The sequence below is a fragment of the Micromonospora sp. PLK6-60 genome (assembly GCF_019890675.1).
In the GTDB taxonomy this organism is placed as follows: Bacteria; Actinomycetota; Actinomycetes; order Mycobacteriales; family Micromonosporaceae; genus Micromonospora.
In genome coordinates this window covers 157,786-171,606 of sequence record NZ_JAIOAA010000004.1, presented here as the reverse complement: position 1 = coordinate 171,606, position 13,821 = coordinate 157,786, and the positions used below count along the sequence as shown (strand labels likewise).

Annotated in this window: 10 protein-coding genes; all 10 read right to left on the bottom strand. The window is 73.6% G+C overall.

The window, feature by feature from the left end:
• Nucleotides 1-250 precede the first annotated feature (250 nt).
• A complete protein-coding gene (manA, locus tag K7640_RS10200; protein WP_222954512.1) occupies nt 251-1,417 on the bottom strand; it encodes a mannose-6-phosphate isomerase, class I in 1,167 nt (388 codons plus the stop codon).
• A 3-nt stretch (nt 1,418-1,420) separates the two neighbouring features.
• Complete coding sequence (locus tag K7640_RS10195) at nt 1,421-2,470, bottom strand: cation diffusion facilitator family transporter (RefSeq protein ID WP_222954511.1); 1,050 nt, start codon at nt 2,468-2,470, stop codon at nt 1,421-1,423.
• 120 nt (nt 2,471-2,590) lie between these two features.
• A complete protein-coding gene (locus K7640_RS10190; protein ID WP_222954753.1) occupies nt 2,591-3,790 on the bottom strand; it encodes an SIS domain-containing protein in 1,200 nt (399 codons plus the stop codon).
• Nucleotides 3,791-3,795: 5 nt separating this feature from the next.
• Nucleotides 3,796-3,999 (bottom strand): Trm112 family protein, encoded by a 204-nt coding sequence (locus K7640_RS10185; RefSeq protein ID WP_222954510.1) that lies wholly within the window; start codon nt 3,997-3,999, stop codon nt 3,796-3,798.
• 61 nt (nt 4,000-4,060) lie between these two features.
• Nucleotides 4,061-5,446 (bottom strand): phosphomannomutase/phosphoglucomutase, encoded by a 1,386-nt coding sequence (locus tag K7640_RS10180; protein ID WP_222954509.1) that lies wholly within the window; start codon nt 5,444-5,446, stop codon nt 4,061-4,063.
• 69 nt (nt 5,447-5,515) lie between these two features.
• A complete protein-coding gene (locus K7640_RS10175) occupies nt 5,516-6,586 on the bottom strand; it encodes a hypothetical protein (protein ID WP_222954508.1) in 1,071 nt (356 codons plus the stop codon).
• A gap of 124 nt (nt 6,587-6,710) precedes the next feature.
• Nucleotides 6,711-7,388, bottom strand: a complete 678-nt coding sequence (gene nfi, locus K7640_RS10170; protein ID WP_222954752.1) for a deoxyribonuclease V — start codon at nt 7,386-7,388, stop codon at nt 6,711-6,713.
• 19 nt (nt 7,389-7,407) lie between these two features.
• A complete protein-coding gene (locus tag K7640_RS10165; RefSeq protein WP_222954507.1) occupies nt 7,408-8,439 on the bottom strand; it encodes an aldo/keto reductase family protein in 1,032 nt (343 codons plus the stop codon).
• A 435-nt stretch (nt 8,440-8,874) separates the two neighbouring features.
• Nucleotides 8,875-9,306: a hypothetical protein gene (locus K7640_RS10160; RefSeq protein WP_222954506.1), complete on the bottom strand. Its 432-nt coding sequence runs from the start codon at nt 9,304-9,306 to the stop codon at nt 8,875-8,877.
• Complete coding sequence (locus K7640_RS10155; protein ID WP_222954505.1) at nt 9,303-13,817, bottom strand: toxin glutamine deamidase domain-containing protein; 4,515 nt, start codon at nt 13,815-13,817, stop codon at nt 9,303-9,305. Before K7640_RS10155 ends, K7640_RS10160 begins: the two co-directional genes overlap by 4 nt.
• Nucleotides 13,818-13,821: the final 4 nt, after the last annotated feature.

Sequence of the window (13,821 nt, the reverse complement as noted above, 5' to 3'; positions counted from 1 at the left end):
CCGGACGGAGAGCCGGCTTACGGGTGCGTGCGGAACAGCGCACGGGGCGGTCGGCGTGAACGGACTTTCCGTTCACGGGCCGGCCGCCCCGTGCATCCCCCCGGTTTGGTTCCCCCGCGCGTTCCCGGACGTTCGTCGCGACAACGCTGCGTACTCATAGAGTCACACTGCGCAGTCATCGCGTCAAGCGTTTCCGGAATTTCCGACTTGCGCGCGTCGGCTCGGCACCGCTTCGCGAGCGGCGATCGGTTCAGCGCAGGCCGGCGGTGGCCACGTACCCCTCGCCCGCGCCGCCGACGACAAGCGCGCCACCGGCCGCCGTGCCGACCGCGGCCTGCCCGGGACGGAGCGTCACCGCCGCCACCCCGTCGTCCACCGACAGCTCGCCGGCGCTGCAGAGCACCACCCGCGGCCCGGGCAGCGCCAGCCGCACGTCCGGCACGGTCGCCGCGCCGACCCGCACCCGGTGCAGGGCGAAGTCCTCGACCGGCACCGGCCAGGTCACCACGCCGGGCGACACCGGGTGGGGCGACACCACCGGTTCGTCGAGCACCTCGAAGCGCAGCACCCGCAGCAACTCGTCCACGTCGACCCGCTTCGGGGTCAACCCGCCGCGCAGCACGTTGTCGCTGGCCGCCATGATCTCCACGCCGGTGCCGCCCAGGTAGGCGTGCAGGTTGCCGGCCGGCATCCAGATCGCCTGCCCCGGCTCCAGCCGCACGTGGTGCAGCAGCAGCGCCACCAGCACCCCCGGGTCGCCCGGGTAGGCCACCGCCAGCCGGCGGACCAACTCGGCGTCCGGGCCGGCGACGTCCGCCGTCACCACCGCCTCGACCAGCCCGGCCCGCTCCGCCGCGGGCCAGGTCAGCAGCGCGCGTACGGCCTCCCGCAGGCCCGCCGGGCCGCCCCGCAGCGCGGCCACCACCGGCGCGAGCGCGGGTACGCCGAACCGGGCGAGCGCCTCCGCCGCGACGGCCGGGTTCCGGAAGCCGCAGAGCGCCTCCATCGGCGAGAGCGCGACCAGCAGCTCCGGCTTGTGGAACGGGTCGACGTAGTTGCGTACGCCGGCCTCCCGCGCCGCGTCCGCCGCGTGCCCCGCCCGGGCCTGCTCGGCGTCCGGGTGGGCCTGCAGACTCAGCGGCGCCTCCGCGGCGAGCACCTTCAGCAGGAACGGCAGCCGGACGCCGAACCGGCCGACGATCCGCTCGCCGAGCCAGCGCTCCGGCTCGGCGACCAGCAGGTCGACCAGGCTGACCCGGGCACCCTCCCGGTCCACCGTGGCCGGGGCGCCCGGGTGGGCGCCCAGCCACAGCTCCGCCTCCGGGCCGGCGCTGGGCACCGGCCGCCCCTGCAACTGCGCGATCGCCGAGCGGGAACCCCAGGCGTAGTCGCGGATCGGCCCGTGCAGCAGTTCCATCGCTCAGCTCCCCGGGCGGCCGGCGACCTCGTCCGAGGGATGCGCGTCGGCTGACGAATGCCCGTCGTCCGCCCCGGCGGCGGGCTCCGGCTGCGGTACGGCGGTGGCCGCGGCGGATCCGCTGCCGGCCCGCTCGGCGGCGGCGCTGTAGATGTCCGGCTCCAGGTAGATGACCCGGGCGATCGGCACGGCCGCCCGGATCCGCGCCTCCACGGCGTTGATGTCCCGGGCCACCTCCTCCGCCGTCTCGCAGGCGGGCACGCCGATCTTCGCCGCCACCAGCAGCTCTTCCGGGCCGAGGTAGAGCGTCTTCATGTGGATGATCCGCTCGACCTCCGGGCCGCCGGTGACGGCCCGCTCGATCGCCGCCACGTCCGTCGGCTCCGCGCCCTCACCGAGCAGCAAGCTCTTGGTCTCGATCGCCAGCACGATCGCGATGGCCACCAGCAGCACACCGATCATCGCGGTGCCCGCGGCGTCCCAGCGGCCGTTGCCGGTGATCAACGTCATGCCGACGCCGAACAGCGCGAAGACCAGACCGACCAGCGCCCCGAAGTCCTCCAGCAGCACCACCGGCAGCTCCGGGGCCTTGGCCCGGCGGATGAACCGGACCCAGGTCTGCTTGCCCCGGATCAGGTTGGACTCCTTGATGGCGGTCCGGAAGGAGAAGCCCTCCATCACGATCGCCGCCACCAGCACCGTCACCGGCACCCACTGCCAGCTGTGGATGCCGTGCGCGTCGTGCCACTTGTGGTACGCCTCGTAGAGCGCGAACAGGCCACCGAGGCTGAACAGCACGATGGAGACGATGAACGCGTAGACGTACCGCTCGCGGCCGTAGCCGAAGGGGTGTTGCGGGGTGGCCGCCCGCTTGGCCCGCTTGCCACCGAGCAGCAGCAGCCCCTGGTTGCCGGAGTCGGCGACCGAGTGGATCGACTCGGCCAGCATCGACGAGGAGCCGGTCAGCAGGAACGCGATGAACTTGGTGACCGCGATGCCGACGTTGGCCAGCAGGGCGGCGATGATCGCCTTCGTCCCGCCGTTCGCGCTCACGCGGCGCCTCTCTTCGTTCGCGACTGCGGGGCTCGCAACCCCGGCTCACTCCTCGCGCTCACGCGGTGCCTGTCCCGGCCGTGGCGGGTCGACCCGGAGCGGGTCGGGTCGTTCTGTCGTTCACTGGTTCGCCAGCTCCTTCATCTCGGTGATCGCCGGGACCGCCATCGGGTCCAGGCCGTGCGCGAGCGCGAGATAGATCGAGGCGAAGTCCGGCACGGCCGTCAGCGAGGCGAGCCGCTCCAGCGCCGAACCGCCCTCGGCGGTCACCACGTCGCAGCGCACCCCACGCCGCTCGGCCAGCGTCTGCACCGCGTCCGCCCGCCGCTCCTCCACCGCGAGCGGCTCGTCGGTGTCGTCCTCGGCGTTGAGCCCGCCGTCGCGCAGGATCACCAGCCGCAGCCGGGTGGCGTCGCCGTCACCGTCGCCGGCACCCGGGTCGGCGAAGATGTCCCGCGCGGACTCGAACAGCCCGCCGAACACGCCGTCGAGCAGCCCGACCCGGCCCCGGCCGGCCTCGCCGAGCGCCCCGCTGACCACCGGGTAGCGGGCGTTGGCCGAGAGCGTGTCACCGAACCGGCGGGCGGCCACCGTGGCCAGCGGCGACGAACCCCAGACGATCGGGATCGACCCGGCCAGCCCGAGGGCCAGCGACTTCGCCGGGTTGACGAACGACTCGGCGGTGGGCCGGCAGCGGTCCGCGTCGGCGTCGAGCCGCGCCGCGGTCTCCGCGAGATCCGCCTCGTTGACCTTCACCAGGCCGAGGCTACGGGCGGCGAGCAGAACCGGCACGGTGAGCGCCCACAGGCTGGCCCGGGCGGGCGCGCGCCGGGGCACCGGGATGAACGGCGCCCGGGCCCGCTCGGCCACCGACTGCAACTGGGAGTCCGGCGCGCCCACCGCGACCAGCCGGGCGCCGCGCCGGTGCGCGGCCTCGGCGGCGCCGAGCGCCTCGGGGCTGCGCCCGGAGGCGCTGACCGCGATCACCACGTCGGCCGCGCCGACCCAGCCGGGCACCCCGGCGCTGCGGTGCGGGATGACCGGCACCGGGCAGCGCGGGCCGGCGACCGTGGCGAGCACGTCACCGGTACGCGCGGCGGTGCCGATGCCGGCGACGACCACCGCGCGGGCCCGCAGGTCGTCGGAGAGCACCGACAGGTTCGCCTCGGCGGCCAGCGCGGCGGACTCCCGCACCTGGGCGCCGGCCGAGGCGGTGAACCGCAGCATCCCGCCCGGGTCGCTCTCGGCGAGCCGGTCCGGGTCGTCGAGCAGCGCCTCGTCGGCGTGCCGGTGGCCACTGACCCCGGCCGTGCCGTCCATCTCCATCACCGGGTCGACTCGCCTCGCGTCCCGTCCGCCGGCCCACCGCGCGCCTCGTCCAGCAGCAGCACCGGTACGTCGTCGCGGACCTCGAAGATCCGGCCGCACTCGGTGCAGGTCAGGGTCTGCGCCTGCGCGTCGTAGTCGAGTGGGGCGTGGTGCGTGTCCGGGCAGGCGAGTATCTCGAGCAACTGCGGGTCCAGGGCCACGGCGCGGCTCCTTCCACGTATGCGGTCGACCGGTCGGCGGTGCCGACCGGCGCACGCGATCTTATCGGCGAACCCGGTCGAGCACCGCGTCGCGGAGCGAGATCATCCGCTCCCGGGACGGGGCCTCGACGTTGAGCCGCAGCAACGGCTCCGTGTTGGAGGCGCGCAGGTTGAACCAGGCGCCGTCGGGGAAGCGGAAGGTGAGCCCGTCCAGCTCGTCGACCTCCGCGTCCGGGTACGCGGCGCGCACCTCGGCGACCTTCGCCGCCTGGTCCGGCACCGTCGAGTTGATCTCGCCCGAGGCGACGTACCGCTCGTACCGGGCGGCCAGCTCGGACAGCGGCAGCTCCTGCTCGCCGAGCGCGGCGAGGGTGTGCATGGCGGCCAGCATGCCGGTGTCGGCGAACCAGAAGTCCCGGAAGTAGTAGTGGGCGGAGTGCTCGCCGCCGAAGATGGCGTTGGTGCGGGCCATCTCGGCCTTGATGAAGGAGTGGCCGACCCGCGCCACCACCGGCTCGCCGCCGTGCTCCCGGATGATCTCCGGCACCGCCGCCGAGGTGATCGGGTTGTGGATCACCGTGGCGCCGGGGTGCTTGGCCAGCTCCCGGACGGCCACCAGGGCGGTGACGGCGGACGGCGACACCGGCTCGCCCCGCTCGTCGACCACGAAGCAGCGGTCCGCGTCGCCGTCGAAGGCCAGGCCGAGGTCGGCGCCGTGCGCGACCACCGCCCGCTGGAGGTCGACCAGGTTGGCCGGGTCCAGCGGGTTGGCCTCGTGGTTGGGGAAGCTGCCGTCCAGCTCGAAGTAGAGCGGCACGATGGTCAGCGGCAGCGCCGGCAGCACCGCGTCACCCAGCACGCTGGGCACGGTGTGCCCGCCCATCCCGTTGCCGGCGTCCACGACCACCTTCAGCGGGCGGATGCCGGCGAGGTCGACCAGGGTGCGCAGGTGGGCCGCGTACTCGGGGCGCAGGTCCCGCTGCTCGGCCGGGCGGGCCGGCTCGCCGGTCGGGGCGTCCTCGTCCTTGTCCAGCAGCGCCTGCGCCCGGTCCCGGATCTCCGCCAGCCCGCTGTCCTGCCCGATCGGGCGGGCGCCGGTGCGGCACATCTTGATGCCGTTGTAGCGGGCCGGGTTGTGGCTGGCGGTGAACATCGCCCCGGGCAGGCCGAGCGCGCCGGAGGCGTAGTAGAGCATGTCGGTGGAGGCCAGGCCGATCTCGATCACCGCGCGGCCCTCGGCGCGTACCCCGGCGGCGAACGCGGCGGCCAGGCCGGGCGACGTCTGCCGCATGTCATGCCCGATCACCACCGCGTCGCCCGGTTCGCCGGTGGCGGCCAGGAACTGGGTGAAGGCAGCACCGATGGCCCGGGCGACCGGCTCGTCCCACTGGTCCGGCACCGTGCCCCGGACGTCATAGGCCTTGATGATCTGGGACAGATCAGACACCGAATTCGCTCCTCAGCCGCAGGTCCTCAACGAGCCTGAGCGTATCGGAGCGGCGGCCTCCACCCTGGCTCAGCCGGGCAGCCGGGGCATCACCGTGGTGGCGTCGCCCCCCGCCGGATCCGGCGGCGGGTTCTTCCCCGACCCGGCGGGTGGCGCCGGAGGCGGGCCGGGCTGACCGGGCACCGGCGGCTGCGGCACGGCCCCGCCGTAGACCCCGCCGGACGGGCGCGGGGCGGCAGCGCCGTACACACCGCCGCCGGCGGGGGCCGGGCGCTGGCCGTACACCTGACCGGTCGAGGCCGCCGCGGGCCCGCCGGCCGAGCGGTACGTGGTGGGCCCGGCGCCACCCGGCGGCGGCCCGCCGGACCAGGGTTGCCCGCCGGTCTGCTCCCGCTCCGCCCGGTCCGCGCGGGACCGGCGGACCAACAGCGCGATCAGGCCCGCGCCGACCAGCACCAGGGCCAGGCCGACGAACATGATCGGGGAGAAACCGGAATCCTCCTCCTGGGCGACCGGGCGGCCGTTCTGCGGGCCGACAGCGGCGGCGGCCGTCGGCGCGGCCACCGCGGCGGCGGTCGGCTCCACCGTGGCCACCGCGCTCGGGGTCGGCGTCGGCTCGCGGGTCGGGGTGGGCTCCACCGCCCGGCCGCCGACCACCCGGGCCGTGTCGCTGCCGCGATCGATGGCCTCGCCGCCGGCGTCGGTCGCCTCGCCGACGACGGTCAGCCGCCCGGCGGGCGCGCCGGCCAGGAAGGCCACCCGGTACTTCACCGTGACCTTCTTGTCCTTGCACAGCCGGGGCTTGCTGGGCGTGGTCCGGCCGGTCTGCACCCCGTCGCCGCCGTCGCCGACCGGCACCGGCCACCAGCGCCCGCCGTAGTTCACCTTCACCTCGACCTGGCCGGCGGACAACCCGTCGAGCCGCAGGCCGAGCGCCGTATGGACCAGGACGCAGCCGTCGCTCTTCTTCCGCACCTCCAGCGTCACGCTCTCGGCCGAGCCACCGGCGGTGAAGCTGCCGGCGGCGCGCACCCGCACCGAGTCGTCATCCGCGAGCGCCGGTGACGCCCCGACGGCCACCAGGCCGCCCAGCAGCGCGCAGGCCGTCGCGAGCCGCGCCACGTGCCGACGTACCGACATGATCACCTCGCAGTTTCGTCCCGATCGGTCCGGGCTGCTCCCGGCCGGTCCGGCGGCCAGGCTACTACCGAGGCCTGGTAGCACCTGGTCATAGAGCGTCCCGGCTGTGTGCCGCGTTACCCCCTCAGCCGGCCCCGCCGCGGGCGGCGAGGGCCGCCCGGCAGAGCCGATCGGCGACCCGCGTCGTCTCCGGCAACCGGTACGTCGGGGTCAGCGCCAGCACCCGCGCGCAGGCGTTGTCCAGGCTCATCCGATGCCCGACGCTGACGAAGACCGGCTTCACGCCGTCCTGGGTGCGCAGCACCCGCCCGACCGGCTCACCCCCGTCGACAAGCGGCGCCCCCGCACCCCGCTCCCGGGCCGGCGTCACCCACGTACCCACCAGCGGCGTCTTGCCCACGCCGATCGCCGGCAGCCCGGTCACCACGCCCAGGTGGCAGGCCAACCCGAACCGACGCGGGTGTGCCAGCCCGTGCCCGTCGCAGACCAGCAGGTCCGGACGGACGGTCAACCGGTCCAGGGCGTCGAGCAGCGCGGGCAACTCGCGAAAGGCGAACAGCCCCGGCACGTAGTCGAAGGCCGGGTGGCCCGCCACCACTGCCGAATCGACGACCGCCAGGGTCCGCGCGTCCAGCACCGCCACGGCCGCCACCAACCGGTCACCGCGCTGCGCGTACGCGACGTCCAGGCCCGCGACGGTCGCGGGCGCGTCCGGCCCCGGCCCGACCGCGTCGACCGACGCCCGCAGCCGGTCCTGCACCGCGTACGCCTCCTCGACGGTGCGCGGCGTCAGCCACCCCATCCCGGTCACCGGCGCACCGTCAGCCCGTCGACTGGTCCGCGGCGGCCCAGCTCGGCTCGACCGCCATCATGCGTGCGGTCTTCGTGGGGTCCCGGTCGATCAGGTCACCGAGGACCCGGTCGACCTCGGCCAGCACGTCCGCCCCGAGCCGCACCCCGGCGGCGGCGGCGTTCTCGGTGACCTGCTCCGGACGGGAGGCACCGATGATGGCCGCCGAGACGGTCGGCCGCTGCAACGTCCAGGCCACCGCCAGCTGGGCCATCGAGACGCCCGCGGCGTCGGCGATCGGCCGGAGCCGCTGGACCCGGTCGAGCAGCTCCGCACCGAGGACCCGGCGGATGAACGTCGGCGCCCGGCCACCGGCGGCGGCGCGCGACCCGGCGGGCGCGGTCGCACCGGGTCGGTACTTGCCGGACAGTACGCCCTGGGCGAGCGGCTGGAAGACGAGCTGACCGATGCCGGCCCCGGCACACACCGGCACCACCTCCGGCTCGATCACCCGCCACAACATGTTGTACTGCGGCTGGTTCGAGACGATCCGGGAGCGCAGCCCGTCGCTCGCCGCCAACCCCGCCGCCAGTTGCTCCGCCGTCCACTCGGACACCCCGACGTACCGGATCTTGCCCTGCCGGATCAGGTCGTCGAACGCCTGGAACGTCTCCTCCAACGGCGTGTCCTCGTCGAAGCGGTGCGCCTGGTAGAGGTCGATGTAGTCGGTGCCGAGCCGGCGCAGTGAGCCGTGGCAGGACTCCATGATGTGCTTCCGGGACAGCCCCCGGTCGTTCGGGCCGCTGCCCACCGGCAGGCAGACCTTCGAGGCGATGACCACCGAAGAACGGGTAGTGCCCCGGAGAGCCTCACCCAACAGCGTCTCGGCAGCACCCATCGCATAGACGTCCGCCGTGTCGAACGTGTCGATCCCGGCGTCCAACGCCGCTTGTACGCAGGCGGTCGCGGCGGGCCGGGCGATGGTCTCGCCGTGGGTCAGCCAGTTGCCGAAGATGACCCTGCTGACCATGAGACCGCTGGTGCCGAGGCGACAATGCTCCATGTTGGACACCCTACCGAGGCCGCGCGGAGCAGCCCGACGCTCGACCGCAGGATCAGCTCGGAAAGATCGCGTACTCAGAGCCCCTCGCCACCGTCAAGCCGGTCGAGATCGTCGGCCCCGCCGAAACATTGCCTGCACGAACTCCTCGTCGGGCGGGGGCGGGCCACCGGTCACAGAACAGATCACCGATTCCACCGATGAACGGTTGACATCCTCGTACCGATCGAAGTTGCGGAAGTCATCCAAGAACCGAACCGCCATCGCGGGGTCGTACACCCAATTCCCCTCGCGGTGATCCCACACCACTGAATCCCCTGTCGCGACATCCACGATCAAGACACCCGCCGGCTCGGACCTATTTTCATCGCGATATATTACGTAATAGCTCAACACTGGACACCGCCCATTGCAGACGCTCTGCCGACCGCGACCGCATCACACCGCCACACTCGGGTCAGCACCCGGGTCACCCCGGCGCCGCAGTTCCTCCTCGAACATGACAAAGGTCCTACGCCTAAGGCCAGCGACGATTGCGCGCTCCTTGTCGGTCAACCCACGCCCGTCCGACTCGGCGGTCTCCTCGATCGCCTTGATCGTCTCGTAGAGCGCGAAGACCGGACCTTCCCCTCTGAGGTGGCGGGCGCGGTGCCATTCGGCCAACTGAACGAAGCGGTCCGGCGTGAGCACCTTGACCTCACCGCCCATCGCAAAGATGACCTCATCGATCGCGTCGTCCGCCGACTCCCACCCTCCCCCTCTGGCGAGCCGCCACGCTCGCATGCCGCCATCCTCGGTGGCGACCAGCTTCAGTGGCCACTTGAAATGAGAGAAATAGGAGGGAAGCACGAGACCCGGGGAATCGCTCATATATGCCCACCCCCGTCGAGAGACTTTCGCAGTGCCACCCAGAACCAATGTTGCTGCTGCCGCAACACTCCGTTGACGATCGCGCGCTCGGCGCCGGACATACTACGCCCCTGACCCCGAGCTACCGCCTTCAGGTCCCGAGTCACTTCATAGAGCGAGTGCTCCCATGTGGCAACGTCTTCGACAGCCTTCAGGTGTAGCCTGAATTCCGCCACATGACCACCGCTGGTACGCACCGTCATCAGAATATCCCGGTATCCACTCCGCTGCGGCTCGACGAACCGGTCCTCGAATTCAAGGATGCGCAGGGCGGGATTGTTCGACAGGGATTCCAGGGCGCGGTAGAGATCGGACAGGTTCGTAAATATCACTTTCGCCGCAGCAAGATCCGTGAGAAGTGACGCGTCGCCGTTGTACTTCTTGACCTTGTCCTCCGCGCGTTGCCGGTCCTTGGGCTCGGCGCGCCCCTGGGCCTCGGCTGGCGACACCGATCGGTGCGCCAACTGGCGTGCCAGCTCCGTCACCTCCGCCTGCGCCGAAACTGATTGCCCGTACAGCTCGTCGAGGTAGCGGCGCACATAGTCAGCGTCCTCGACGCGGTTGGAGTCGAAGCCTGGCTGCACCGCCGGCTCCTGGGAGTCTTGGAACTGGGCACTGATCCGACGCTGCTCCGGCGACAGCGGTGTGGCTGCCGCAATCGACACACCGTCCGCCAGCACCGCTGTGGCGCCACGGTTCCCGATGTCAGCCAGCACTACCCCGAGCACGTCGATCCCCTGCTGGCGTTCGGCGAGATTGTGCAGCGTCACCGGCCGGGCGGTGAGCGAACTCGCCAGCTCCGGCGTCGTCAGCATCATCCGTACGAGGTCGGGGTGTCCCGCGAGCTGGCGCACCAGCGTCTCGGCGAGCATCGGCTTCTCGGCCGGCGGTGTCGACCCAGTCGCCTCCAGCATCCGCCGGACCCGGTCGTCCGCCAGCAGCCGCGCCAGGTCGCCCGCCGCCGCCTCGTCGAGCTGCGGCACGAGCCGCCGCAGGGTCGCCGGCTCCGCCTCGGCGGCGAACTCGGCGGGCCGCACCCCGGCCGCGAACACCCCGTCGAGGTCAACACTGCGGTTCAACACGTCCCGGACCGACACCCCGGCGGCGATCCGCGCTGTCCAGGCCCGGTTCCGCTCCTCCTGCGCCCCCGCCGTGGTCCCGCCCTGATCAGCCGGAGGTGAGCCCGGCGCGACGGCACCCGGGCCGGTCGAGCCCGGGTCGTCGAGGAAATACAGCCGGTTCAGGTCGGGACCGCCGTGGCCGGCCCGGCCGTCCGATGTCGACGGGGCCGGCAGGTCGGGTAGTGCGCTGAACCGGCCCCGGCCCAGACCGTGCAGGGGCCTCGGGTGACCATCACCGCCGAGCACCAGCGCGTCCATCCCGGAGACGTTGCCCGGATGCCATTGGCCGGAGTGGGCGTACAGCGGCCGGTCGCGCACCTCACCGCTCTGCGGGTCCAGGTAGAGGACCGTGCCGTGCTGGTTGAGCGCCACCCAGGCGTGCGAGCCGCCGCCCTCCCACTCGGTGATGACGAAGGCGTAGGAGCCGTGCCCGCCGAGCCGCAACTGGTCGGCCAGCGCGCGGAAGCCACGGTCGACGGCGTACCGCGCCTCGGCCGGGTGCCGCACCGGGTCCTCGGGGGCGGCGACCAGCCGCTGGAACCGGCCGCCGGTCACCTCCTCCACCCGGCGCGGCCCCTCCGCCTCGCCGCTGATGGGCCGGTTGATGTCGCCGTCGGAATAGCCGTCGAACGTACGCGGCGCGGACACCCTGGGCCGCCCGTGCATCCAGGTGTCGTAGAACGACAGCGTGCAGTCCAGGCAGTTGATCCCCCGGGTCGCGTCGGCGGCGGGACCACCGTCGTTCATCAGCCCGAACCAGCCGCCCACCCGCGGGTCGGCGGTACGCAGCACTCGGCCGTCGACGTGCCGGGGCATCTGCCGTTCGAGGTCGGTCTGGTGCAGGGCGAGCGGCGGGCGCAGGCCACCCCACTGCCCGTACGGCCGGGACCGGTCGCTCGGCGGTGGCACGTCGTCGCCGGTGAGCGCCGAACGGTCGCCCGTCTCGACCCCGCCCAGGGCCAGGTCGGCCACGTCGTTGTTGATGCGGTGGAAGTCCTCGGCCGAGTCGATGACGACGGTCTCCGGGACGAGTCTGCCCTCGCGGACCGCTTCCGCCTGGTCGGCGTACCGGTAGGACTGCCGCTCGACGGCCCGGCTCGCCTGGAAGGTGTGCTCGGCGATCAGCCGGCGTCCCGCGTTGACCAGTTCCCGGGCGCGGTTCCGCAACCATCGCGCCCGCTCAAGCGTGATCTCGGCCGACCCACGAAACTGGCCACTCAGTTCCTCGCGGCGGTTCTCCTCGTACCAGGCACGCTGTGCCTCGAAGTAGCCCTTGTAGCGGTTGCGTTCGAGGGCGTCCCGCTCCAGCGCCCAGGTCGCCGCGTACCACTCGGGGGTGCGCGGCGGAAACAGCGACGGGTCGGCGACCGGTGGCGTCGGCGGCATGTCCGTCCGGGGCGCGGTCGGGACGCCGGGGTTGAGCGCCTCGAACACCCGGCGGGCGTGCGCGGGATCGGCGGCGCCCGTCCTCTCCCCGGGCCGCCCGTCCGGCGGTCCCCCGGCGCCGCGCGGCGGGTTGCCCTCCACCGGGGTCGCCGGGCGCTGCCCGGCGTGTGGCGGCGATGGCGACGGGTCCGGGGGCGAGCTGATCGGCGGCGACCCGACCGCCGCACCGGTGGCAACGGCGTGTGGTGGCACGGCGCTCGCACCGCTCACCGCCGGCACGTGCGGCGCGGCGACGGCGGAGTTGTTGGCCGGGTGGGTCGGCAGCGGTGCGACGCCGGAGGTGACCAGGGGCCCCGGGGCCGAGCCGGTGACGACGGTCGGTGCGACGGGCGGCCCCGGCGGCGGAGCCGTCGTCGCGGCGGTGCCCGTGGCCGCCGTGGCCGGCGGATGGGTGGCCGGCTGAGTGGTCGTCGGCAGGCCGGACGCCGGGTGGTCGACCGCGACGGCGGACAGGCTCGGCCCGCCGGCCTGCGGTGACGCCGGCACCTCGACCGTCCCGGTCGCCGGGGGCAGGTGCCCGGCAGCGCCGATCGGCTCACGCGCGGTGGGGATGGTCGGGTCAGACGGCGCGGTGTCGATCGGACCCGGCGTCCCGGCTGCCGCCTGGTCGCTCGCCGCGGCGACGACCGGCGATGCCGGCATGGGCGCCTCGGCCAGCGGGGGGGCAGGTGCCGGCGCGGAGGGTCCGCCGTCGGCCAGGCCGACGAGGGCCGGCGCCTCGGCGCCGAGGTCCTGCGCAGCGTGGCCCGGAATACCCGCCGGATGCGTGACCGCGGGCGGCGTCACCTCCACCGGAGCGGGCGGGCGAGGTGACGGGATCCGCGGGCCGGTGTCCTCCGCCGGCTGTCCAACCGGGACGGACGGATCCGGCAGGTCCGTCGGCGCGATCGGCCCCGCCAGGGCACTCAGCTGCCCGTCGAGCCGGGCCCGCAACGCGTGGTCGACCTGACCCGTGGTCGCCCCGGTGGTCCCGGAGGCGGCGGCCCGGGCGGCGTCCTCCCAGGAGAGCGCGCCCTGCCCGGTGGCGAGCGAGGCAGCCCCTTCCGCCAGGGTCTCCCCGGTCATCTCCCGGCCGAGGTGCTCCGCGATCCGGGCGCCCCGGCCCTGCGCGTGCCGGCCGAGACCGGCCAGCGGGACCACCGCTCCCCCGGCGGCGCCGCCCAGCGCGGAATAGCCCAGCTCGGCGACGTCCAGGCCGTGACGGCGACCGGTGGCGTTCTGGTAGGCCTGGGTGGCGAGGCTGACGCCGGTCTCCTCCGCCGCCTCCAGCAGGCCACCCTTGGCGGCGTGCCGGCCGAGCCCGCGCAGCCCGCCCTTGGCCGCCCGCTCGCCGGCCTCCTTGAGGCCCCGTTTCAGTTCCTTGCGGGCGAGCTGCGTCAGCAGCCGCTTGAAAATCCGCTGCACCACGAACCGGCTGGCGGTCACCGCCGCCCCGGCGGCCGGCGACGCCGCGCCCGCGGTCGCCACGGTCAGCACCGCCACCGACATCAACTCGACGGCGAGAATGCCCAACTCGATCCAGGCCTCGAGCTTGGCGCCCTCGATGTCGGCGCCGCACTCCTCCACCAGCCGACCCAGGTCACCGGTGAAGGCGAGCAGGACATTCAGCGGCGCCTCGTCACCGTCGGCCATCCGCCGCCAGGCCGCGTCGAACGCCCCGGCGACCGTGCCCACGCCGCCGTATCCACCGATCACCTCGCCGGCCGCGGCCGTCGCGTCGTCCCGGGGACCGGCGAGCAGCCCCGCCACGCCGTACCACTGGTCGGCGACGTCCCAGACCGACCGTTCGTCGCCGTCGGGCCACTCGACCCCGATCACCCAGTCGAAGGCCTCGTAGACCCAGCCGGGCAGCTCCCAGGGGTTGAACTCCAACGGGTGCGGGATTGGGCTCGGCAGGATGCTCACGCCT